Annotated in this window: 14 protein-coding genes; 9 read left to right on the top strand and 5 right to left on the bottom strand. The window is 68.7% G+C overall.

The window, feature by feature from the left end; all coding sequences use genetic code 11:
• Window positions 1-35 precede the first annotated feature (35 nt).
• On the bottom strand, window positions 36-1037 hold the full coding sequence (locus tag OG504_RS14840) for a response regulator transcription factor (RefSeq protein ID WP_405990266.1): 1002 nt from the start codon (window positions 1035-1037) through the stop codon (window positions 36-38).
• A gap of 69 nt (window positions 1038-1106) precedes the next feature.
• Complete coding sequence (locus tag OG504_RS14835) at window positions 1107-4775, bottom strand: S8 family serine peptidase (RefSeq protein ID WP_405990265.1); 3669 nt, start codon at window positions 4773-4775, stop codon at window positions 1107-1109.
• Window positions 4776-5040: 265 nt separating this feature from the next.
• On the opposite strand from OG504_RS14835, the gene OG504_RS14830 reads away from it, so the two are divergent.
• On the top strand, window positions 5041-5766 hold the full coding sequence (locus OG504_RS14830) for a response regulator transcription factor (protein WP_405990264.1): 726 nt from the start codon (window positions 5041-5043) through the stop codon (window positions 5764-5766).
• Window positions 5763-7301 (top strand): sensor histidine kinase, encoded by a 1539-nt coding sequence (locus OG504_RS14825; RefSeq protein WP_405990263.1) that lies wholly within the window; start codon window positions 5763-5765, stop codon window positions 7299-7301. Before OG504_RS14830 ends, OG504_RS14825 begins: the two co-directional genes overlap by 4 nt.
• 49 nt (window positions 7302-7350) lie before the next feature.
• On the opposite strand, the gene OG504_RS14820 is transcribed toward OG504_RS14825, so the two are convergent.
• Window positions 7351-9618, bottom strand: coding sequence for an NEW3 domain-containing protein (locus tag OG504_RS14820; RefSeq protein WP_405990262.1), 2268 nt, complete (start codon window positions 9616-9618; stop codon window positions 7351-7353).
• Window positions 9619-9753: 135 nt separating this feature from the next.
• The gene (locus OG504_RS14815) at window positions 9754-10326 is read right to left on the bottom strand and encodes a hypothetical protein (RefSeq protein ID WP_405990261.1); all 573 of its coding nucleotides are present in this window, start codon (window positions 10324-10326) and stop codon (window positions 9754-9756) included.
• 326 nt (window positions 10327-10652) lie between these two features.
• Here OG504_RS14815 and OG504_RS14810 point away from each other — a divergent pair, with 326 nt between their 5' ends.
• The 3 genes from OG504_RS14810 (at window position 10653) to OG504_RS14800 (ending at window position 15788) form a co-directional block, all read left to right on the top strand.
• Window positions 10653-11747, top strand: a complete 1095-nt coding sequence (locus OG504_RS14810) for a lytic polysaccharide monooxygenase (protein WP_405990260.1) — start codon at window positions 10653-10655, stop codon at window positions 11745-11747.
• Window positions 11748-12070: 323 nt separating this feature from the next.
• Complete coding sequence (locus OG504_RS14805; protein ID WP_405990259.1) at window positions 12071-15346, top strand: GH92 family glycosyl hydrolase; 3276 nt, start codon at window positions 12071-12073, stop codon at window positions 15344-15346.
• Between the two features lie 67 nt (window positions 15347-15413).
• A complete protein-coding gene (locus OG504_RS14800; RefSeq protein ID WP_405990258.1) occupies window positions 15414-15788 on the top strand; it encodes a hypothetical protein in 375 nt (124 codons plus the stop codon).
• A gap of 7 nt (window positions 15789-15795) precedes the next feature.
• On the opposite strand, the gene OG504_RS14795 is transcribed toward OG504_RS14800, so the two are convergent.
• Window positions 15796-19587: a GH92 family glycosyl hydrolase gene (locus tag OG504_RS14795; RefSeq protein ID WP_405990257.1), complete on the bottom strand. Its 3792-nt coding sequence runs from the start codon at window positions 19585-19587 to the stop codon at window positions 15796-15798.
• Between the two features lie 369 nt (window positions 19588-19956).
• On the opposite strand from OG504_RS14795, the gene ngcE reads away from it, so the two are divergent.
• The 4 genes from ngcE to OG504_RS14775 all read left to right on the top strand — a co-directional run bounded on the left by ngcE (window position 19957) and on the right by OG504_RS14775 (window position 24697).
• Window positions 19957-21408 (top strand): N-acetylglucosamine/diacetylchitobiose ABC transporter substrate-binding protein, encoded by a 1452-nt coding sequence (ngcE, locus tag OG504_RS14790; protein ID WP_405990256.1) that lies wholly within the window; start codon window positions 19957-19959, stop codon window positions 21406-21408.
• Between the two features lie 49 nt (window positions 21409-21457).
• Window positions 21458-22384, top strand: coding sequence for a sugar ABC transporter permease (locus tag OG504_RS14785; RefSeq protein WP_366493242.1), 927 nt, complete (start codon window positions 21458-21460; stop codon window positions 22382-22384).
• Window positions 22385-22388: 4 nt separating this feature from the next.
• Window positions 22389-23315, top strand: coding sequence for a carbohydrate ABC transporter permease (locus OG504_RS14780; RefSeq protein ID WP_403584487.1), 927 nt, complete (start codon window positions 22389-22391; stop codon window positions 23313-23315).
• A 182-nt stretch (window positions 23316-23497) separates the two neighbouring features.
• On the top strand, window positions 23498-24697 hold the full coding sequence (locus tag OG504_RS14775) for an ROK family transcriptional regulator (protein WP_019063292.1): 1200 nt from the start codon (window positions 23498-23500) through the stop codon (window positions 24695-24697).
• The last annotated feature ends 55 nt before the right edge of the window (window positions 24698-24752 follow it).

Below are 24752 nucleotides of genomic sequence, written 5' to 3'. Positions count from 1 at the left end.
CCCCGGCGACGGGGGTGCGGCCCTCCGCCGTTGCGCTACAGCCAGCCCCGCTGAGCGGCCCGCAGCCCGAGCTGGAAGCGGCTCGACGCCCCGAGCCGTTCCTGAAGGTCGCTCACCCGCCGCCGCAGCGTGCGCAGACTGACCCCCAGATGGCGGGCGACCGCCTCGTCCTTCAGCCCGGCCGCCAGCAGCCGCGTCAACGCCTGCTCGTCCTCGGAGAGTTCACCGTTCCCGGCGGGCCGGCCGAGCGGAGTCGCCTGCTGCCAGGCCAGCTCGAAGAGCTTCTGCAGGGCCTCGGTCACCGCCGAGTGCCATACGACGACGGCGCAATAGCCGCCCGCCTCGGACGAGGTCAGCGGGAGCAGGGCCCGACGCCCGTCGACCACCAGCAGTTTGAGCGGCACGGACGGCAACACCCGGGCCTGTTCGCCTAGTTCGACCATGTTCCAGGCGCGGGACAGGGCGTTCGTATCCTCCAGGGCTGTCGCGGCGTAGATGCCGCGCGAGACGATCCCGCGCTTGAGCAGATCGGCCTGGAGGTCCACCTGCGGCGCGGGCGGGGCGAGATAGGGCGGGGTGTCGAAAAGACACACCTCGTGCTCCGCGCGGGCGTACATCTCCTCCAGGCGGGCCGCGATGGCGCCCTCGCCGGAGGCGACCTCGATCAGCCGGGACGGCTCCTCGCGCAGCAGCCCCGCCTCGTACGCGGTGGCCATCTCCTCGGCGGTGGCGGCGACCAGTTCGGACTCCGTCTCGCGCCGTCGGATCAGCGCACGGACCGCCACCCGCGGGTCGACCGCCCGTAACCCGCCCATGGAGTCCGGGGGTTGGAGCAGTCCCAGCGCGAGCAGCCGATTGCAGGCCTCGCGCAGTTCGGCCGGGGTCACCCCGCTCAGCAGCGCCCAGCCGACCGCGCCGGCGTCCGGCTGGTGGAGAATCGACCGGTACACCAACTCGTCGAAGGCGGAGACCCCCACCGCGGCCCAAGGGCTCGCGGCAGGGGACTGTCGTGCAGGATCCTGTGCCGTGTTCACCATGACTCGCCACGGTAGGGGTTCTTTGTTAAGAATCCTTACAGTGGCTCGGCCCATCCGTTCGCCGCAGGCTCACTTCAGGCCGAACGCCCGCAGTACGGTCTGGTCGATCCCGTTGCCGTCGCGGTCGGCGGCCCGCACGCGCAGCGACACCGACGCGGCGCCCTTCGCGGGCCTGAACCGCGCCTCGCCCTTCTCGACACGCACCGCCTTCCAGGACGTGCCGTCGTCATAGGAGACCCAGGCCTTGAGACTGCTCGCCCGGACGCTCCCCGACTGGTTGGCGACCGGCAGCCCCACCGTCAACTCCCGCTTGCCGTCGGCCCGGTTGAGGAGATCGAGGCCCTTCGGGGCGATGCCGACGGTGAGCAGGGGCAGGGCCGTCGCCGAGTCGGTGTGCGCCGAGGCGAAGGTCCACTCGGTGTGTGTGCTCGTGGAGTACGCGGCCCATGCCGCCTTGCGCTGCACGTCCAGATCGAAGCGGTACGAGGACGTGGCCGCCGGGACGTCGAAGACGCCGTACCCACCGAACGTCGAGTCGCCGACGAACTGCCCGTCCGCGTAGAGCCTGCCCTGCGCCGTGCTGTCGACGCCGTCGACAGATCCGTAGTGGCCCGGCGTGGAGTCGGTCAACTCCGGTATCGAGAAGGTGAGTTCGTCACCAGTGCGTTCGGAGAGCCCGTACTCCTCGCTGCTTCCGGGCCGGACGACCTGGCGCAGCCAGTCCTCGGTGGGTTCGGTGGCCGCCTCGGTGAAGGTCCGCAGCGGGCTCCACTCGCCCTTGTAGGCCTTCCAGTTGGGATAGACGACATGCCAGGTGCGGGTGTCCGGGTCGACGTAGTAGTACTCGTCGCGTTCCGTGCCCAGCTGTGTGGACACGCTGGTGTCGATGCCGAACAGCTGCCAGGGGCGGAAGGTGTACAGGGTGTCCGCTCCCATCTCGCCGGCCGTGGCTCCGTAGTAACGGGCCTTCCGCTTCACGGTGTTGGAGCTGTCCAGGCGGTAGGTCTGGTCCGCGCTGATGGCGCCGCTCTGTGCGGCGAGCAGGTTGTAGACGTACGGACTGACCGGCGTGCCGCTCAGCTTCAGCGTGACCTTCCGGCCGGTCTTCAGCAGGGCGGCCAGCCCGGCGCCCTGCTCGCCGGTGGCGATCATCAGCGGGACGGTGGTCGCCCGGTCCACGGCCTCGATCCAGAAACCGGGCGTCTTGCGGTAGGCGATGAGGTAACCCGCCCCGGCCTCGGTCGCGTTGTCCAGCGCGCTCTGCGCCCGCTCCGTGGCACCGAGCCCGACCACCGCCACCTTGCCCTTGACGTCGAGCCCCGCGAAGTCGGCCGCGGTACCGCCGCCCGCGTCCACCGCCTGCACTCTGTGGTCACCGCTGATCTTCAACGGGAAGTCGTTGTACGTCTGGGAGTAGTAGAGCGACGACAGCGAGGTCTTCTCCGGGCCGGTGACGCTCGCCGTCAACTCCTTCGCATACAGCCGGAACTTGGCGGAGAACTCCAGGGTCCCCACGGTCACCCGCGGGGTCGGCGCCACATAGACGTGATCGGTCCAGAAGCCCTGGCTGTAGGTGAGCCCCCACGCGCTGCCCGGCCCCTCCCGGTGCCAGTTGGTGCTGAAGCCCCGGAACTCGGAGTCCTGCTTGGTCTTCGGCTTGATCTCCACCGCCTTGCGGGCGTCGAGGACGACCGCGGTGTCCCCGTCGACCTTGATCTCCGGGTTGCCGACGACCGACGTGCCGACGGCCAGGCCGCCCCCGTCCCGGTCCGGGATCCAGGTCGCGATGGAGTAGGTGCCGGCCGGCACCCGCCAGGTCGCGCCGGTGCCGAGGAAGCCGTACTCGTCGGGGTAGGCGCCGTTCAGCTCCTGGAGCGTGTAGAGCGACGCCCCGGTGGACGGGTTGCCCTCGCGGTCCACGATCGAGACCTTGAGGCTGTACGTCTTCGGCGCCTTCTCGAAGCCGACGCCCGTGGTGACCTGGACACCGCCGTCGGCGGTCGCCGTGACATGGCCCGTGTACCGGCCCTCGGTCTCCTTCGCGGGGTCGACGCCGACGGAGACGGTGGCGGTGCCCCGCGCGGGCACGGTCACCGAGTCGGCGCTCAGGGCGAGGTCGGGCAGTGACGACGAGAGCTTCAACTCCACCGGACTGTCAGTGGTGTTGGTGTACGTGATGTCCTTGCCGACGACACCGTTGTCGCCGTCCTCGAACCTGCCGAAGCTCAGCGCCGAGGTCGCGAAGACGTCCTGCTCGACCGCCCGTACGGCGTCGACCCGGCCGTCGCCCTGCTCGAACACGGAGTCGTCGGCGTTCGTCTTCGCCGTACTGGCCAGCGCTTCCTTGATCTGCTCGCCGGTCCAGTCCGGGTGCGCCTGCACCACCAGCGCCGCGGCACCCGCCACATGCGGCGTCGCCATCGAAGTGCCGCTCGCCGTCGTGTAGTTGTCGTCGACCGGCGTGCCCATACTGGTGCCGGCGGCGCGGGCCGCGGTGATGTTCACGCCCGGCGCGGTGATCTCCGGCTTGACCGCGTAGTCGCCGGGGCGCGGACCCCGGCTGGAGAACGAGGCCAGCTTGTCCGACTTGTCGACCGCGCCCACCGTCAACGCCGAGTCGGCGATGCCCGGGGTGCCCACGGTCTGCTCGCCCGGCCCCGCGTTGCCGGCCGCGATCACGAACAACGCGCCGGTGGACGCGGACAGTTGGTCGACGGTCTCACTGAGCACGTCCGAGGGACCGTACGCCGTACCGCCCAACGACATCGAGACGATCTTCGCGCCGGAGTTCGCGGCCCACTCCATGCCCGCGATGATCCAGGAGGCCTGACCGCTGCCCGTGTTGTCGAGCACCTTGCCGACCAGCAGCCGCGCGCCCGGCGCCACCCCCTTGTACCGGCCGCCCGAGGCCGCGCCCGAGCCGACGATCGTGGACGCCACATGGGTGCCGTGGCCGAACCCGTCCTGAATCGTCTCGTCCGGTACGAAGCTCTCCGAGCCGGCGATCTTCCCGGCCAGGTCCGGGTGCCCGGTGTCCACGCCGGTGTCCAGGACCGCGACCTCGACGCCTGTGCCGTCGTAGCCCGCCTTCCACACCTCGGGCGCGCCGATCTGCGGCACGCTCACGTCGAGGGACGCCTTCACCTTGGCGTCCAGCCAGATCTTGTCGATGCCGTCGCCGAGCTGCTTCGCCGCCTTCGCGGTGGGTGCGGTGCCCAGGGCCGGGGCGATGTCCGACCAGAAGGCCGTGGACTTCCGCGCGCTGAGCGCGGCGCCGTCGATCCCGGGCAGCGCCAGCGTCCGACGCGTGCCCTCGGGGGTCTCGGTGCCCTTGCCGTACGTCGCGATGACCGGGGTGGAGCCGGTCTTCGCGTCCGTGTAGCCCTGCTTGACCAGTTGGGTGACGTTGAACAGGGCCGGGTCGAGGCGGCCCGCCTTGATGAGCGGGACGGCGTCCGCCGGCAGGACGCTGATCTCGCCGTTCTTCTCGCTGGACAGGAAGGTGGCGGCCTCGCGGCCCTTGCCGCGCCGTACGTCGACGGCGTTCCTGCCGTCCGGTCCGGCGGTGAGGGTCACGGTGTCGCCGGTGATGAGGGTGACGGTCTGCGGTGGGGCGGTGCTCGGGCCCGTGAGGTGGGTGGAGGCCGTGGAACCGGCGGCGGCTGTCGCGGGCGTGATGGCCCCCGCGAGCAGTCCGGCCGTTCCGGCCACGGCCCACAGGGCGTGGAGTCTTCGCATGGGTGGACGTCCTCCCCTGAACGCGGAAACGCTTCCGCCCGGTGAGCGGAAGCCAGTCATCAGAGTGAGCGCGGGGTCGACGGCGACTCAAGGGAATCAGGTGGCCTAAGAGTGCCAACGCCCGCTTCGGCCAAGGAAGTTGGAGAAACGGCTGGTCGACCGGCCCGGTCGGCGCAGGCCGCCTGCCCGTGCCCCCGCCCGTTCGCACGGCTCCAGCTCAGGTGGAACACAGGATTCCCTCAGCGGACGGGGACAGAATCGGGACATGACTGGCACATCGGGGTCCCGCGGCAGCCGAGTACGCGTGCTCATCGTCGACGACGAGCCCGCGCTCACCGAGCTGCTCTCCGTCGCGGTCACCGAGGCCGGCTGGCGGCCCTACCCCGCGCCGGACGGACACAGCGCGCTGCGGATCGCCCGCGCCTGCGCCCCGCACGCCGTCGTCCTCGACGGCATGCTGCCCGACCTCGACGGCATCCAGGTGCTGCGCAGACTCCGGTACGAGAACCCCCGGCTCCCCGTCCTCATGCTCACCGCCCGCGACGCGATCGAGCACCGCCTCGACGGCCTCGAAGCGGGCGCCGACGACTACGTCACCAAGCCCTTCTCCCTGGAGGAGGTCGTGCTGCGGCTGCGCGGACTGCTGCGCCGGGCGGGCGGTGAACGGACCCCGGCCGACGACTCCGTACGCGTCCTCGGCGATCTCGTCCTGACCGGCGAGACCCGCGAGGTCCGGCGCGCCGGTGAGCCGGTCCAGCTCACCGCCAAGGAGTTCGACCTGCTCACCCTGTTCCTCGACCACCCCCGCCAGGTGCTGAGCAAGGCCCAGATCCTCGACCAGGTGTGGAGCAGCTGCTTCGACGGCGGCGGCAACCTCGTCGAGGTCTACATCTCCAGCCTCCGCCGGAAGATAGACCGGGGCCGGGCCCCGATGATCCACACCGTGCGCGGCATGGGATACGCCCTACGGCCCGTGGAGGACGCCAGATGAACCTCCGAACCCGCAACCGGGGCCGCCTGCACGGCCGTTCACTCCGCACCCGCCTTCTGCTCTTCATCAGCGCCACCCTCGTCGTCGTGTGCGCCGCGATGGCCCTCACCACCGTGTTCGTCCAACGCGCCTATCTGCTCGGCAACTTGGACGACCGGGTCGGCAACGCCGCCGAACGCAGCCTGGGCGGGGCCCAGCACCACCCGGACTTCGACGGCGACCTCGGGTTCCTCATGGAGAACGGCCACGCTGTCGGCACGCTCGCCGCGCGGTTCGACGCCAAGGGCTCGATCATCGCCGCCGCCGTCGTCAGGCAGGACGCCCCGCCCCAGAACCTCACCGCCACCCAGCGCGCGGCCCTCGCGGGCGTCACCGCCGACAGCGCGATGCACACCCGGACCGTGCCAGGCCTCGGCACCTACCGGCTCACGGCCCTCGACAGCGATGGCGTCCGGGTCCTCACCGGCCTTCCGATGGACGACGTGCAGGGCATGATCAGCGGCATGGTGGCGGTCGAGGCGGGCGTCGCCCTCGCCGGACTGACCGCGGCGGGCTGCCTGTGCGCGGTCGTCATCCGACGGCAGCTACGGCCGCTGGGCCGGGTCGCCGCCACCGCCGTCGAGGTCTCCCGCTCGCAGCTCGGCCACGGCGAGGTCACCGCGCTCACCCGGGTGCCCGAGCGGGACACCGACCCCGGCAGCGAGGCCGGCCAGGTCGGAGCCGCGCTCAACCGGATGATCGACCACGTCGAGTCCTCGCTCGCCGAACGCCAGCGCAGCGAGGAGCAGATGCGCCGCAGCGAGGAACGCATGCGCCGCTTCCTCGCCGACGCCAGCCATGAACTCCGCACCCCGCTGGCCTCGATCGCGGGCTACGCCGAGCTGATGAACCGCGGCACCGACCGCATCGAACCGGGCCTCGCCTGGCGCCGGGTCACCGCCGAGTCGGCGCGCATGACGGGCCTGGTGGAGGACCTTCTGCTGCTCGCCCGGCTCGACGAGGGCCGGCCGCTGCAGTCCGCCGAGGTGGACCTCGCGGCGCTGCTCGCCGAGGCGGTGTGGGACGCGCGCGCGGCCGGCACCGGCCACGACTGGCAGCTCCAACTGTCCCTGGACGCACCGGCGTTGGTCATCGGTGACGAGGCCCGCCTGCACCAGGTGCTGGCCAATCTGTTGGCCAACGCGCGGATGCACACACCCGTCGGCACCACGGTCACGGCGAGCGTCGAGGCCACCGCCGACCGTACCGTCGTCATCCGGGTACGCGACGACGGCCCCGGCATCCCGCCGGCCCTCCTCCCCACGGTCTTCGAACGCTTCACCCGCGCCGACGCCTCCCGCGCCCGCGCCGGCGGCAAGGAGGGCGGCTCCGGCCTCGGCCTGGCCATCGCGACGGCGATCACCGGAGCCCACGGCGGCCGCATCGACGTGACCAGCGTCCCGGGCCGCACGGAGTTCACCATCGAACTCCCGGCGGCCGCCACCGAACTCCCGCCCGTCGAACCGACGATGCGCGCCCGCACGGCACCGGTCTAGAGAAGCACCGAGCACCGCACGGACGCGCATCGCCGTCGTAGCCGTAGACCTACGGCGTGGTCGTGAACGAGTCGAAGTCGGCCTCGCCTGTGGTGCCCGAGGCGTGTGACGTCTGGGTGAGGCCGACGTCCTGGGTGGCCGCGGCGGTCGGGACGTCGATGGTGCCGACCAGGTTCCAAGTGGCGTTGTCGGTCGAGTAGTAGCCGCTGTAGCTGGTGCCGTCACGGACGAGCTTCAGCCACGACGGGTAGGCGGCGGTCCCGGCGGAGTCCTGCGAGTCCAGCTTTCCGTCGCCGTCGCTGTCCCAGTCGAGGAGGTAGCCGTTGCCGGGGGTGGCGACGAGGGCCACGTACCCGGGGGACGTGTTCGGCTGGGTGATGTCGTTGCGGACCATGATCCCGGCCTTGGCCCAAACATCCGTGTCCGACTGCGAGTTGAGCTTCACCGTGGTGGTCGACCCGTCGTGCTCCGCACCCGGCAGATAGACAGAGCCGTACTCGTTGGTGCCGTTGTACAGGTCCGCACCCTGTGCCCGGATGCCGAGTTGGGTGCCGGACTCGCTGAAGCTCGCGGTGGTGGAGGCGAACGTCCGGTACGGGGCGGTGACTTGGTGGTTGACGGTGATCGTGTCACCGGCGGTGAGGCGGGTCTTCCCGTGCGACCGGAAGCGGTAACTCGCCGTCCCCTGGAAGGCGTTGGAGGCGAAGAGCTTCGTCGAGGGCGGGATGGACACGGAGTAGGTGACCTTGAGCGCGTGGCCGCCACGGATCGTCCGGGCCTTTGTCACGGAGCGCGTGCTGATCTTCGTGCCGGTCGGCCCGGTGAGGGTCAGGTCGGCATCCGTGATCGACCGCGACCCGTTGTCGGACAGGACCGCGGTCACGGTACGGGTGGTGCTGTCACTGGGCGCGGGCGCCCAGTTGAGCCCGAACGAGACGTCCGGAGCCGCGCCGGACACCGTGCGATGAGTGCCGTGCACCCGGTACAGAGCCACGCCGTGCGCGGGCACATTGGCGGCGATCCGGCCCGAGGACTCGGTCAGTCGGTGGCTCCACAGGTCCCGCAGGGCGTAGTCGTGCGCCCCGTGCAGCCCCAACGCGGCTGCGGATGTGGCGACTTCACGGGGAGCCGACCCGGTGTTGAACAGACCGACCACGACATCCCCGTCGGCCTCGGTCTTGGCGAACACCTGGGAGTCCATGTCCGAGGAGATCCGCTTGGCGTCGATGCCGTCCTGGTCGACCGCGAGGACCTCGGTGTTCTTGAGCAACGCGAGGTCGGCCGGGTCGAGATGGGTGAGGTCGGTGCCGAGGATGAGCGGAGAGGCGGCCAGCGACCACAGGCTCATCTGCGTCCTGCGCTCGTCCGGAGTGAGGCCGTTGTTCGCGCCGTTCCCGATCTCCAGGGAGTCGTAGTCGTTGTACCCGCCGGGACCGCCGTACGGTGCCCAGGCCGCGACCTGGTCGAAGCGGGAGGCGATGGAGGCCCAGGTGGTCAGGGGGTAACTGCTGTCGTCGGGACCGCAGTAGCACTCGATGTCGCCGCCGGTGCGCCAGCCGTTGGAGAGCTTCTTCCAGGTGGCCGCGTTGTTGATGTCGAGGTTGTTGGACAGCTCCAGATGGATCGGCCGGCCGGTGTGATGCAGGGCGTCCGACCAGGCCTGGACGTCCTGTTGGTCGGACGTGCCGACACCGTCGATCTTCAGGTAGTCGATGCCCCATCCGGCGAACTGCCCGGCCCACGAGTCGATGAACGTCTGCGCTCCGGGCTTGGTGTAGTCGATGCCGACCATGCCGCCGCAGTTGTAGTTGCTCTCCGTCGCCGTGGTGGCGATGTCCCGTGCGTGGTACGGGGTTCCCTTGATCTCGGTGTTCTTGGCGACCGCCTGCTGGGAGATGCCGGGCGTGACGTACAGGCCGAACTTCAGCCCCAGGGAGTGGACATAGTCGGCCACGACCTGGACGCCGTTCTCGCTGCCGCGCGGCGGGAACTTGACGGGGTCGGTGACCCAGCGGCCGTACTGGTCGACGTCCGGCCCCTGACTGCCCGGGCACTGGTACCAGAAGTCGTCGACGTTGGCGTAGACGAAGCCGTTTTTCGCCAGCCCGCTGGTCTTGAGCGCCTTCGCCTGCGCCTCGATGGTCTGCGCGGTCGGATTGCGCCGCACAAAGCTCCAACTGCTCCACCCCAGCACGGGTTTGAGCCCGACACCGTTGTCATCGGCCCGCGCGGCATGGCCACCGGACACGGTGATCCCCATGGTGAGCAGCAGCGCACCGGTGAACGCGGCCAGTGCGCCGCGGATCTGTCTTCTCATGAGCTGTTCCTCCATCGCAACGCCCACCAGACTCAGAAAGCCTCAAGAACCAACCCCGTGAACACCACAAGTGAACAGGCTCGAACGTCGGTCACCACATGACCCGTTTGGCCAAAACTGAGTCAAGAAACCGGGTCACGCCTGTGGACCCGCTGTGGCGCCGCCCGCACGCCCACCCAGCAACCGCGCCTGCTCCAGCTTCAGTTCACCAAAGCCCCGCCGCGCATACCCGGCCAGCTCCGCACTCGGGAACGCGACCAGCGACAGGTGCTCCGTGAAGTCGCCCCGCGCCCAGCGCGCCACGGTGATCTCGTAGCCCGCCGCGTGCGCGCACAACTCCAGCAGCAGCGGCGGCATTTCCGGCTCCCTGAGCAGATCCGCCCGCCCCACGACGAGCTCGCGCATCTCGCGCAGCACCGGCAGGAAGACGGTCGTCACCCACAGTCGCCACTCCGCGAGTTCCTCGTCCGTCGGCGGGGTCGCGTCGCTGAAGGGCGAGGTGCCCGCGGCGCGGCCGTGCCGCTCCACGAACGCGGCGAAGGTGCGGGCGTTGGCCTCCGTCAGCGCGAACAACGGCCCGTAGAAGTCGCTGAGTTGGCGATTGACCCGGGCGAGCCGCTCCTGCCGCTGCGTCAACCGCAGCCCGTTGAGATACGTGGCGGCATACCCGGCGAAGGCCAGCGCGACCGTGACGACGACTGCGATCATCCCGGGATCGTACGAGACGCAGTTCCAAGCGGACCCGGCCTCAGGCAAGCCAGCCCCGGACTGGCCCGACCCCAGGCAGCTCCGGCCCCGAACAAGCCCGGCCCCAAGTAGACCCGCCCCCGAACAACCCCACCCCCACCGCCACTTCGGCAGCCACCAGACGTTTACAGCCCCCCGAGTCCGCGCTACCTTCACGGACAAGTGGGGTGGGAGCGCTCCCACCCGCCCGGCGGTCCGGAACCCGCCGGGTGGCCGGGTCGCCCCACCCCACGCATGCACCACCGCACGTTCCTCGCACCCGCCGACCGAAGGGACGTAGAACTGTCATGCATACGACAACATCACCCCCAACTCCCCCCTCCGCACCGCGATTACCGCGCCCCACCCCCCACCGAGCCCTCTTCCTCGTCCTCCTCGCCCTGCTCACCACCGTCCCCGCCCTGGCCCTGATCCTCGCCACGGGTGGCCGGGCGGAGGCCCACGGCACCCCCATGAAACCCGGCAGCCGCACCTTCCTCTGCTGGCAGGACGCGCTCACCGACACCGGTGAGATCAAACCGGTCAACCAGGCGTGCAAGGCGGCCCAACAGGTCAGCGGGACAACGCCGTTCTACAACTGGTTCTCGGTCCTGCGCTCCGACGGCGCCGGCCGCACCCGGGGCTTCGTGCCGGACGGTGAGTTGTGCAGTGGCGGCAACCCGAACTTCACGGGCTTCAACCTCCCGCGCGACGACTGGCCGTTGACGCATCTCACCTCGGGCGCGACGGTCGACTTCTCGTACAACGCCTGGGCGGCGCACCCGGGTTGGTTCTACGTCTACGTCACCAAGGACGGCTTCGACCCGACGAAGACGCTCACCTGGGACGACATGGAGGACACCCCGTTCCTCACGGTCGACCATCCGCCGCTCAACGGCACCCCGGGCACGGTCGAGGCCAACTACTCCTGGACCGGGCAGCTTCCGGCGGACAAGTCCGGGCGCCACATCATCTACATGGTGTGGCAGCGCTCGGACAGCACGGAGACCTTCTACTCGTGCTCGGACGTCGTGTTCGACGGCGGCAACGGCGAAGTGACGGGTATTCACGACCCGGGCAACCCCACCGACCCGGTCCCCGGCGTCTGTTCGGCCACCCGGCACACGACCGGCACCTGGCCGGGCGGCTACCAGTCCGAGGTGACCGTCACCAACTCCGGTGACGTCCCGATGCTCGGCTGGATGGTCAACTGGGCACTCCCCGCAGGCCAGTCGGTCGCCAGCCTCTGGAACGGCAACGCGACCTACAGCGGCCAGGACGTGATGGTCCACAACGCCGACTGGAACGGCTCACTGAGTCCGGGGCAGAGCGCCACCTTCGGATACGTCGTGAACGGCGACGGCGGGGATACGGCAACTACCCTGCCCTGCCAGGTCGGTTGAGCCAGTGCTCGGGGCGGACCCGGTGGTCGGGGGCCACCGGGTCCGCGAGCCGGACAGGCAATGGGGGTTGAACCTGCCCGGGTGGTGCGTGGCTTGGGGCGACACTGTGGTGCGACAACGTTGTCGAATGGTCTGCATATGACTCTACCGCCCCAACGGACAACGATGTCAAGCCAGTTGGCCTGCGGGCGCCGTCCGAGTGGGTGCCCCGCGTGCCCCACCGGCGCACGCGCTCTTCCGTGGTACGGGTGGCGCACGTTACTGTCCCTGCGGCTTGTGCGACCTGTGGTGCGCGACCCGTCCGAAGGAGGAGGGGCCGCGTCATGCGTTTCCGTCCCATGTCCCTGTTGCTCGCCGCCGCGCTCGCGGTCGGCGGTGCCACCCCCGCCCTGGCGGCGACCGCCGCCGCCCCGCCACAACTCGTCAAGGACCCCAGCGCCTACGTCGATCCGCTGATCGGCACCAAGAACGGCGGCAACGTCTTCCCGGGCGCCGTCGTGCCCTTCGGCATGCTCTCCTGGAGCCCGGAGAACACCAGAGGCAGCGCAACGAGCACGGCCGCGCCCGGCGGTTACCAGTACGACGCCACCCGCGTCCGCGGCTTCAGCCTCACCCACATGTCGGGCACGGGCTGCGCGGGCGGCAGCGGTGACATCCCGTTCTACCCGTACGCCGGTGAGGTCACCTCGTCCCCGGCGAGCGACACCAAGGACGCGGTCTACGCCTCCGACTTCAGCCACACCGACGAGACCGCCGAGCCCGGCCACTACAAGGTCGGCCTCGCGTCCGGCGTCACCGCCGACCTCACGGCGACGGCCCGCACCGGCTCCGGCCGCTTCACCTACCCGGCCGACAAGCCCGCCTCGCTGCTGATCCGCACCGCCAACTCCGAGGTGGGCTCCACCGATTCGTCGGTCACCATCGACCCGAAGACCAACACGGTCTCCGGCTCGGTCACCTCCGGCAACTTCTGCGGCTACCTCGACCCCGAGGGCCAACGCGCCTACTACACCCTGTACTTCACCGCCCACTTCGACCGCGCCTTCAAGACCACCGGCACCTGGCAGGACGACAAGCTCACCCCGGGTTCGACGAGCGCGACCGGCGGCACGGGCGGGTTCAGCACCGGCGGCCGTCCCGTCGCGGGCAAGGGCGCGGGCGGCTACGTCGAGTTCGAGCCCGGCACCGGCCCGGTCGGCGTCAAGGTCGGTATCTCGTACGTCAGTCAGGCCGGCGCGAAGGCCAACCTCAAGGCGGAGAACCCGCCGAAGCGCACCTTCGACGCGGTCGAGGACGCGGCCCACCGCGCCTGGCGCGACCAGCTCGGCGCGATCAAGGTCGGCGGCGGCACCGACACCGAGCGCACCACCTTCTACACCGCGCTCTACCACTCCCTCCTGCACCCGAACGTCATCAGCGACGCCGACCGCAGATACACGGGCAGCGACGGCAAGGTCCACAAGGTCAGCCGGGGTCATCAAGCGCAGTACGGCACCTTCTCCGGCTGGGACATCTACCGGTCGCAGGTCCAACTGCTCACCCTCCTCAGCCCGCGCACGGGCTCGGACATCGCGCAGTCCCTCTACGAACTCGCCCAGCAGAACGGGGGAGTCTGGGACCGCTGGCTGCACGGAGCGAGCGGCACCCACGTCATGAACGGCGACCCCTCACCCACCGCCCTGGCCGGCATCCGCGCCTTCGGCGGCACCGACTTCGACCTGAAGGGGGCCCTGGCCTCCCTCGTCCAGGCGGCGACCGTCCCCACCGCACAGGACCTGTCCTCCTCGGGCAAGCCGGTGCTCTCGGTGGGTCAACGCCCCTCCCTGGACAAGTACTTGAACCTGCACTACATGCCCTCCGTCTCCAACGCCTGGGGCGGCGCCGCCGAGACGCTGGAGATGTCCACGGCGGACTTCGCGCTCTCCCAACTCGCCACGGCGGCAGGGAAGAAGAGTACGGCCTCCGACTTCGCCCAGCGCGCCCAGTGGTGGCAGAACAACTTCAACATCGCCGCCGACCCCACCGGCGGCTACATCGCCAACCGCAAGGTGGACGGCAGTTGGGTCACCGGCTTCACCCCGGGCACCGGCAACGGCTTCGTGGAGGGCACGGCCGCCCAGTACACGTGGATGGTCCAGCACAACCCCGCGGGCCTCTTCGCGGCGATGGGCGGCACCGACAAGGCCCTCGCCCGCCTCGACTCCTTCTTCCATGAGGCGGACGGGAGTTGGGCCTTCACGGGCAGCGGCGGCGACAAGTCGGAGCTGGACAACGAGCCGTCCGTCAACGTCCCCTACCTGTACGACTACGCGGGTGCGCCCTACAAGACCCAGGAGACGGTCAGGGCGGCCATGAAGCAGCTCTGGACGACCGACCCGGCCGGCATCCCCGGCAACAACGACCTCGGCGAGATGTCGTCCTGGTACGTCTTCTCGGCTCTCGGCATGTACCCCCAGGTCCCCTCGCGCGCCGAACTCACTCTCGCCTCACCGCTGTTCGAGCGCATCGAGATCAAGCGCCCGCAGGGCAACGACATCTCCATTCGTGCGAAGGGCGCCGCGACCGACGCCCCGTACATCCAGTCCCTGAAGGTCAACGGCCGTAGCACGCAACAGCCTTGGCTCTCGTCCTCCATCGTCCGCAACGGCGGCACCCTCGACTACACCCTCTCCACCACCCCGAACCGCACCTGGGGCAGCGCCCCTTCGGACGCCCCGCCGTCCTTCCGGACCGGCGAGCAGCCGTACCAGATCGGCGTCGGCCCGACCGCCGCGACCCTCGCCCCCGGCGAGACCACCAAGGTCAACATCAAGGCCCTGTCCCTGAGCGGCGGCACCGGACCCGAGGTCCGCTACACCGTCGAGACCCCTGCTGGGGTCACGGCAACTCCCGCGCAGGGCACGGTCGTCGACGGCTCCCAGGACATCACCCTCACCGCAGCCGAAGACGTCCGGCAGGGCTTCTACGACGTGAAGGTCACCGTCACCTCGGGCAGCACGTCGTACGAGCAGCCGGTGTCCCTGACGGTCGCCGCGCCCGGCACCCTCCTCGCCGCCTACAACAACACCGGTGTCTCCGACGACACCGGCGAGCACGACGAGGCGGACTACGACGGAGGCGGCTGGAGCTACTCCCTCCAGGCGCTGGAGGCGGCCGGGCTGACCCCGGGCGGTGAGGGCACCGTGGACGGGCTCGGCTTCACCTGGCCCGGCTCGCCGAACGGGCGCCCGGACAACGTCTCGGCGGCCGGCCAGACCGTCCAACTCCCGCAGCCCGCCGCCAACTTGTCCTTCGTGGGCAGTGCGGTCAACGGCAACCAGCAGACGAAGGCGACCGTCACCTACACCGACGGCAGCACCGATGCCGTCGACCTGTCCTTCACGGACTGGACGGTCGGCGGGGGCGGCGGCACCGTGCAGTACGGCAACGAGGTCGTCGCCAGGACCGCGTACCGCAATGTCGCGGGTGCGGACAAAGACCCGGTAGCCACCTATGTGTTCGCCACCAAGCCGTTCGCGGCGCCCACGGGCAAGACCATCAAGAGCGTGACACTTCCGGACGACCCGGATCTCCATGTGTTCACCCTTGCGGTGAACTGACGTCCACTCTGTGTGCCCTCGCCCGTTCCGGTGGCGGGGGCACATCGGCGCGTGCGAGCATCCGCAGATGGTGAAACGGCCGCAGCTGCCCGAGGAGTTCCGGGCCGAGGCGCGCACCGCCTTCGCGTTCCTGGTGGGGGACGAGGGCTTCGCGCCGCCGGAGGACATAGACGGGGGCCTGCGATATCTGCGCGCCGACCTCATGGTGCGGGTCTGGTTCCTGGGCGGCGCCGAATCGGAGGTCCTGACACGACTGGTCCCCCTGGCGCCGGACGGCACCAGGGGGAGCGGGGCGTGGCTCGACGACCTGTACACGGCCGCCGCGTGCGGCCCGGCCCAGGACGTCCCCGTCTTCGCGTCGACCAGGAGAGGCGTGCTCAGGCGGGTCCACCAACACGCGGAGGCGTTGCGGCGGTTGCTGCCCCGCCTCCCCGTGTCGTGACCGTGCCTCAGGCCAGCAGTTCCACCTCCGCGAGCGTCGAGGAGCTGTTCAGCACCAGGCGGTAATGCGCGTACGAACCAGGCGACTTGACCGAGAAGACGCGCGTCTGCTTGTCCCAGGTGAAGGACTCGCCGGAGCGTTTGTCGAGCGTCTTCCACGTGCTGCCGTCGGCCGAGCCCTGGAGAGTCCAGCCGGTCGGCGCCAGCGTGTGGTCCTTCGACGACGTCAGCGTGTACTGGATGCCCTTGGTGGCCTTGGCGACCGGCAGGTCCACCGAGGTCACCGTGGCGTCCGTGGCCGACGTGTTGTCGAACAGGGCGCCGACACCGGCGAGTTGGTCACTGCGGGGCGTCGGCACCTTGTCGTTCTTGGTGATCGACACCGGCGCCGCGTTCTTGCCGCTGCCCCAAGACGAGGGCTTGGAGCCCATGGAGAAGTCCAGCACTCCGCCCTTCTCCAGCAGCGAGTGGGGGAGTGAAGTCTTCGTCCAGTTCTGGCCGTTGACCTTCAGGCCCTGCACGTAGATGTTCTTCGTGCTGTTCTTCGGCGCCTTGACGACCAGGTCCTTGCCGTTCTCCAGGTGGACGGTCGCCTTGGTGAACAGCGGGGAGCCGATGGCGTATTCGCCGCTGCCCATCACCAGCGGGTAGAAGCCGAGCGCGGAGAAGAGGTACCAGGCCGACTGCTCGCCGTTGTCCTCGTCGCCGTGGTAGCCCTGCCCGATCTCGCTGCCGGTGTAGAGGCGCGACAGCACCTCGCGCACGTCCTTCTGGGCCTTCCAGGGTTCGCCGGCCGCGTCGTACATGTACGTGACGTGGTGGGCGACCTGGTTGGAGTGGCCGTACTGGCCCATGCGGACGTCCCGCGCCTCCGTCATCTCGTGGATGACACCGCCGTAGGAACCGGCGTTGGTGGGCGAGGCGGTCTCCGGGGTGGTGAAGTACTGGTCGAGCTTGTCGCCGAGGGCCTTCTGGCCGCCGTAGAGGTTGGCGAGGCCGCGGCTGTCCTGCGGGGCGGTGAAGGCGTAGCCCCAGCCGTCGGTCTCCGTGTAGTCGTAGCCCCAGATCTTCGGGTCGTAACTCGCCGAGTCCACACGCCAGTTGCCCTTGGCGTCCTTGCCCTGGAAGAACCCGGCCCGCTTGTCGAAGAGGTTCACGTAGTCCTGGGCGCGGTTGAGGAAGTACTCGGACTCCTCCTTGTAGTGCTTCTCGCCGGTCTTCTTGTAGAGGGCCTGGCCCATCTGCGCGATGCCGTAGTCGTTGACATAGCCCTCCATCGCCCAGGAGAAGCCCTCGCCGGTGTCGGTGCTGGTGTAGCCGAGGAAGGGCGAGGTGGTCATGCCCTTGCGGCCGACGCCGGAGGCGGGCGGGACGACGGTCGCGTTCTTCACGGCCGCGTCGTAGGCCGACTTGGCGTCGAACTTCACGCCCTTGACATACGCGTCCGCGAACGCGACGTCCGATGAGGTGCCCGTCATCAGGTCCGCGTAGCCGGGCGAGGACCAGCGCGAGGTCCAGCCGCCGTCCTTGTACTGCTGCACGAACCCGTCGACCATCTCACCCGCCTGACCGGGCGTCAGGAACGAGTAGGCCGGCCAGGTCGTCCGATACGTGTCCCAGAAGCCGTTGTTGACGTACACCTTGCCGTCGACGATCTTCGCGCCGGTGTGCGTCGGGGTGTCCTGGCTCGTCATCGGGGAGAACGGCGAGGCGTACTGGTACGTCGAACCGACCTTCTCGAAGCCGGAGTTGGGGTACAGGTACAGCCGGTACATGCTGGAGTACAGCGTGGTCAGCTGGTCCGGCGTGGCTCCCTCCACCTCGACCTTGCCGAGCAGCTTGTCCCACACCTTCTGGGCCTGCTTCTTGACCGTGTCGAAGGAGGTGCCGTCCGGGATCTCCTGGCGCAGGTTGTCCTTCGCCTGGTCGACGCTGATCAGCGAGGTGGCCAGGCGCAGGGTGACCGTGTGGTCGGCGCCCGGCTTGAACTTCAGATAGCCCTTGACTCCGCTGGAGGAGCCGTCCGTCACGGGCGCGTCGAACGTGCCGTAGACGAAGAGCCGCGTAGCGCCGGTGGACAGCCCGGACTTGACGTCCGAGTAGCCGGTGACGGTCCCGTTGGTCTTGTCGAGGGTCAGGCCCGCCTGCTCGGTGACGTTGTCGAAGATGACGCTCGCGTCGTCGCCGGGGTAGGTGAAGCGCAGCGAGGCCGCGTGGTCGGTCGGGGCCATCTCGGCCTTGAGACCGTTCTCGAACGTGACGCCGTAGTAGTACGGGCGCGCGGTCTCGTTCTCGTGCTTGAACGCCAACTCCCGTGCCGTCGGGTCGGTGTTGGGCGTCCCGGAGGCGGCCGACGGCATCACCTGGAAGGTCTGCCGGTCGCCCATCCAGGGGCTCGGCTCATGGCTCAGGCTGAGCGCCTGGAGCGTCGGCAGGTTGTCGTCGTTGTTCGCGCGTGCGTAGTCGTAGAGCCAGCTGAGCGACGACGAATTCGTCACCGGCGTCCAGAAGTTGAAGCCGTGCGGCAGCGCCGCGGCGGGGAAGTTGTTGCCCCGCGAGAAGCTGCCGCTGGAGTTGGTGCCGCGGGTGGTCAGCGCGTAGTCGGACAGATGCGCCTTCGGCTTCTCGGGCGCCACCGCCTTGAGGCTCACGTCGTCCAGCCAGCCGCGGAACTTCGCCGGCCCGCTGGGGGAGTCGTAGTCCAGCAGGATCCGGTCGACGGTCTTCCCGGCCGCGACCGAACCGATCCGCGAGAGGACGTTGTTCCACTGGTTGACGTAGAGGATCTTCGTCGCGCCCTGCCCCTGCGGAGTCAGCGCGAAGCCGTGCGAGTCGGTCGCGCCGAGGTCACTCAGATACGTGCCGTCGGTGAAGGCGAGGTCGACGGAGACGTTCGTGGCGTCGTAGTCGAGGTCGCCGTCGGACATCTGCGGGAAGAGCCGGTAGGAGAGCGCGGTGTCCCGGCCGACCGGCACGTTCACGTCGAAGACCTTGTTGTACGAGTAGGCCCGCCCCGTGGCCGTGTGACGGCCCGCGTAACGCAGTGCGCGCTTCCCGGTGAAGCCGGCGCCCGCCTTGGCGGTGGGGGAGCCGCTGGGGCCCCGGTCGACCAGCGAGAGCATGTCCTCGGGGATCGGGGCGGTGGTCCCGCCCGTCGAGAACTGGACGTCGGCGAGCTGCAGGATGCCGCTCGCGCCGTTGTTCTTCGTGATGTCGAGCCGGAAGTGCTGGTACTCGGCCGGCTCGGCGAGGTCGTAGGACTTCGTCTGGAACCGGTCGGCGAAGGTCTCGCCGGAGCGGGTGTCCAGGGTCTTCCAGTCCTTGCCGTCCGTCGAGCCCGACAGCGTCCAGTCCTTCGGATCGCGTTCGGCGAAGTCGTTCGCCGAAGTCAGGGCGTACGTCACGATCTTGGCCGGCTTGTCGAGGTCGAACTCGACCCAGCCCGTGGGCTCGAAGGTCAGCCACTTGGTGCCGGACTCGCCGTCGACGAGGTTCTCCTTCACCTCCCCGCCGCCCGTGTTCTCGGAGCTGGCCCGGACGTCGGTGACGTGGTCGGTCACATTGCCGGGGATCCCGGTGCTGTAGCCGCCGTCGACGCCCGAGGCCCGCTTGGAGCCGTCGGGTGCGGTGTCGACCGTGTTCAGCCAGTCCGGTGCCGGGTCTCCCGACTCGAACGAGGAGGCGAACTCCCCGCCGGCCGGGGCCTTTGCCGGAAGGGCGACCGCCGCCCCCTGCGAACCCACGAGCAAAGCCAGTGCGGCGGTCGACACGACCGCCGTACCCCACCATCTGTGATGCATACGAGGGCATCCTCCCTGCACGCTGGACAACGTTGTCAGCTTCGATGCGCAAGGAACAGTAGGGAGTCAAGTGGCCTGGTGTGTCAAGGGTGTTGAGTGAGGCATTCGAGGGCAATAACGAGGATTTCTCCGTCATCGAACACACAGGGCGTTCATATTTCCGCGAGGTCTCACTTCGGAAAAGACCGACAACCCACCCTGCATTCGATCTTGCTCTGTCGACCGGAAGTGGACTATACCTGTCGCGTTCGACACCGCTCTCGCAGCAGCACGCACGAAGTACTCCTGCACGACCAAGCTCGACCTGACCGCGGTGCCGGGGAGGATCCGGTTCACCGCCTGAGTCCTGTTGAAGGCGAGGACTTGAGCATGGGATCCACTTCAGCCGAGAACAACGGTTCCAATGGCGTCGGCCGCCGCGATTTGATCAAGAGGTCGGCCGCACTCGGTCTGATCTCCGTACCCACGATGAGTTTCCTTTCGGCCTGTGCGAGCAGCGACAGCGGCTCGGACAAGAAGGCCACGGCGGGCACGAAGACCGCGAAGAACCCCCTCGCGGTGAACGCCACCGCACCGATGGAGTTCGTGCTCTTCGACGGCGGCTTCGGAAAGGAGTACGCCGAGGACGCCGTCAAGATCTACGAGAAGGCCTTCCCCAAGGCGAAGGTCAAGTTCTCCGCCACGCAGAAGATCCAGTCGACGCTGCAGCCCCGCTTCAACCAGGGCACCCCGCCGGACCTGATCGACAACTCCGGTGCCGAGCAGATGGACATGGGCGTCCTGGCGAGCAAGAAGCAGCTCACCGACCTCACCCCGCTGCTGGACGCGCCCTCCTACGACGACCCGTCGAAGAAGGTCCGCGACACCCTCCGGCCCGGCATCGTCGAGATGGGCCAGCTCGACGGCGACCCGGTCTGGATCATGTACTACGCCTACACGGTGTACGGCGTCTGGTACTCGCAGAAGGCCCTGGACTCGCTCGACGAGAAGTACCCCGAGACCTGGGACCAGATGCTGGCGGTCTGCGAGAAGGCCAAGAAGAAGGGCATGGCGGGCTGGACGTATGCGGGCAAGTACCCGTACTACCTCCCCTTCTCGCTCTACCCGATGATCGGCAAGGTCGGCGGCCGCGAGGTCCTCGACGCGATCGACAACCTGGAGCCGAACGCCTGGAAGCACCCGGCCGTCAAGGCCTGTTTCGAGGCGTACTACGAGCTCTTCAAGAAGGGTTACATCCTCAAGGGCACGCCCGGCATCGACCACATCCAGTCGCAGACCGCGTGGGCCCAGGGCAAGGCGCTGTTCATCCCGAACGGCTCCTGGGTGGAGAACGAGTCGGCCAACGTCATCCCCAAGGACTTCAACCTCGCGGTCTCCGCGCCGACCGGCATCGACAGCTCCGACAAGCTGCCCTTCGGCACCATCTGGGCGTCCGGCGGTGAACCCTTCATCGTCCCGGCCAAGGGGGCGAACACGGCGGGCGGCATGGAGCAGCTGCGCATCATGCTCAGCGAGGCCTCCTCGAAGAACTTCACCAGCAAGGTGAAGTCGCTGACCGCGTACAACGGCGGCACCACCGGGATCACCCTCACCCCGGGCCTCACGTCCGGCGTGGCGGCCCTGAAGCTGGCCGGTGCCAACGTGCTGAACCCGCGGCTCCAGGACTGGTACGTGCAGCTGCAGAAGGAGCAGATCGGCGTGGCGGGCCTCGGCGAGATGATGGCGGGCCGGGCCACCCCGGCGGAGACCATCAAGAAGATCCAGGGCTACGCGGACGCGACCGCCAAGGACACGTCGATCAAGCACTACAAGCACCAGTGAGGATCCGTCACCAGCGGCGGCGCCCGCCCAGAGAACGGGGTCGGTAGCAATGCAGCACGGCAAGTACCGGTTCATCGTGGGGTTCCTGACGGTTCCCCTCGGGCTGTACGCGCTCTTCGTCGTATGGCCGTTCATCCAGTCCATCTACTATTCGTTCACGGACTGGACGGGGCTGAGCCCGGAATTCAAAATGGTCGGCTTCGACAACTACAAGAGAATGTTCCACGACGAGATCTTCTGGAAGTCGTTGCAGCACAGTCTCTTGTTCGCGTTGGTGCTGCCGCTGGTGACGATCAGTCTGGCGCTGTTCTTCGCGTTCATGATCAACGTGGGTGGACGGCGCCGGGCGGGCGGCCCGGTGATCTCGGGTGTCCGCGGCTCCTCGTTCTACAAGATCGTCTATTTCTTCCCGCAGGTTCTGTCGATCGCGATCGTCGCCCTGTTGTTCGCCTTCGCGTACAACCCGGACAGCGGCGCGATCAATTCCCTGCTGCGCGGCATCGGGCTCGGCAGCCTCCAGCCGCTGTGGCTGGGTGATCCGAGCCTCGCCCTGTGGTGTGTGATGGCGGTCCTCGTCTGGTCCTCCGTCGGCTTCTTCGTGGTCCTCTTCTCCGCCGGTATGGCGTCCATTCCCGCGGAGTTGTACGAGGCGGCGCTGCTCGACGGCGCCAACCGGATGACCACGTTCTTCCGCCTCACCCTGCCGCTGCTGTGGGACACGGTGATGTCCGGCTGGGTCTACATGGGCATCCTCGCGCTGGGCGCCGAGTCGTTCGCGGTCGTACAGATCATGACGACCGGTCCCGGCGGTCCCGACTACTCGACCACCGTCCTGGTCCTGTACGTGTACCAGAAGGCGTTCCGGGACGGACAGGCCGCCTACGCGACCACCATCGGCGTCGCCCTGCTCGTCGTCACGCTGGCGTTCGCCGCCATCGTGATGCGACTGGGCCGCCGTGAGCGGCTGGAGTTCTGATCACATGAAGACGACCGAGACCCCCGCCCCCGTGCCGGCCGAGTCCGGTGTCCCCGTCGCCAAGTCCGGTGCACCGGACGGGAATTCGCCGAAGCGGAAGAAGAAAGAGGGCTCCGTCCTCAACGCCTTCTCGCACGGCATGCTCATCCTGTGGGCGTTCATGGTCGTCCTGCCGCTCGCGTGGGCGGTGATGACGTCCTTCAAGAGCGACAGCGCGATCTTCAGCTCACCCTGGGCGCTGCCGGACAAACTGCACTTCGACAACTGGGCGCGGGCCTGGACCGACGCCAACATGAGCGACTACTTCTTCAACACCATTCTGGTGGTGGCGGGTTCACTCATCGGCACGCTGGTGCTCGGTTCGATGGCGGCGTACGTGCTCGCCCGGTTCGACTTCCCGGGCAACCGCTTCATCTACTTCCTGTTCATCGGCGGCATGAGCTTCCCGATCATGCTCGCCCTGGTCCCGCTGTTCTACGTCGTCAACAACATGGGACTGCTGAACACGATCCACGGTCTGATCCTGGTCTACATCGCGTACTCGCTGCCGTTCACGGTCTTCTTCCTGACCGCGTTCTTCCGCACGCTGCCCACCTCGGTGGCGGAGGCCGCGTTCGTGGACGGTGCCTCGCACACCCGGACGTTCTTCCAGATCATGCTGCCGATGGCCAAGCCCGGCCTGATCAGCGTGGGGATCTTCAACTTCCTGGGCCAGTGGAACCAGTACATGCTGCCGACGGTCCTGAACACCGACCCGGACAAGCGGGTCCTCACCCAGGGCCTGGTGCAGCTCGCCGCCAGCCAGGGCTACAAGGGCGACTGGTCCGGGCTCTTCGCCGGTCTGGTGATGGCCATGCTGCCGGTGCTGGCCGCCTACATCGTCTTCCAGCGTCAGGTGGTACAAGGCCTGACCGCGGGGGCGCTCAAGTAGCGGCCCGCCCCTGCCTCGTGTGTGCCGCTCCGGGCCTCCGGAGCGGCCTACACGCATGTGTGCAACTACCCGGATGCGGTTCAACCTCTTGACGGGAGGCGACCCGAACAGCTCAGCTTAGAGTTCACTAGTTGGACATAGACGGGGCCTCATCGATGCGGTCCCGCGCGCAGGAGGTCGTCGTGGAGACTCCGGGGTCGCAGTCGTCACTGCACCGAGCCAATCTCGAGCGGGTCGTGCGAGCGGTGCGGTTGGCCGGGTCGCTGACGCAGGCGGAGATCGCGAGGACGACGGGCCTGTCCGCCGCGACCGTCTCCAACATCGTGCGCGAACTCAAGGACGGCGGAACGGTCGAGGTCACACCGACCTCGGCGGGTGGCCGCAGGGCCCGGAGCGTCTCCCTGAGCGGGGACGCCGGCATCGTCATCGGTGTCGACTTCGGGCACACGCATTTGCGCGTCGCGGTCGGGAATCTCGCCCACCAGGTGCTGGCCGAGGAGTCCGAACCCGTCGATGTGGACGCCTCCTCGACGCAAGGGTTCGACCGGGCGGAAGAGCTGGTCAACCGGCTGATCACGGCGACCGGAGTGGACCGCTCCAAGATCGCCGGGGTGGGCCTCGGCGTGCCCGGACCGATCGACGTCGAGTCGGGCACCCTGGGCTCCACCGCGATCCTCCCGGGCTGGACCGGCACCAGACCCGCGGAGGAGCTGGGCAGCCGTTTGGGCGTACCGGTGCACGTGGACAACGACGCGAACCTCGGCGCCCTCGGTGAGCTGGTCTGGGGCAGTGGGCGGGGCGTCAGGGACCTGGCGTACATCAAGGTCGCGAGCGGGGTCGGGGCCGGACTGGTCATCAACGGCAAGATCTACCGGGGCCCGGGTGGCACAGCGGGAGAAATCGGGCATATTACTCTTGATGAGTCCGGCCCTGTCTGCCGCTGCGGAAACCGGGGCTGCCTGGAGACCTTCACGGCGGCGCGCTATGTGCTGCCGCTTCTCCAGTCCAGTCACGGAACCGACCTGACCATGGAGGGAGTCGTGCGGCTGGCGCGGGACGGAGACCCTGGTTGCCGTCGGGTGATCGCCGACGTCGGCCGCCACATCGGCAGTGGAGTTGCCAATCTCTGCAATTTGCTGAACCCGAGCCGAGTGGTCCTCGGTGGCGATCTCGCCGAGGCCGGTGAGCTGGTGCTCGGGCCGATCAGGGAGTCTGTCGGCCGCTACGCGATCCCCAGTGCGGCGCGTCAATTGTCCGTTCTCCCGGGGGCACTTGGAGGCCGTGCGGAAGTGCTCGGAGCGCTCGCTCTCGCACTCAGCGAGATGGGCGATTCGACCCTTTTGGACGGGTCGCTGACCGCGGCCACACCTGTCTTCACTTAGAGAACGCACGACGCCGTTGCCATCTCGTTAAGTATTTACTTCTTGACGCCGAACG

The organism is Streptomyces sp. NBC_00986 (genome assembly GCF_045162565.1).
Taxonomy (GTDB): Bacteria; Actinomycetota; Actinomycetes; order Streptomycetales; family Streptomycetaceae; genus Streptomyces.
Note: the sequence above shows the minus strand (reverse complement) of the source record. Positions and strands in the feature narration are given on the sequence as shown.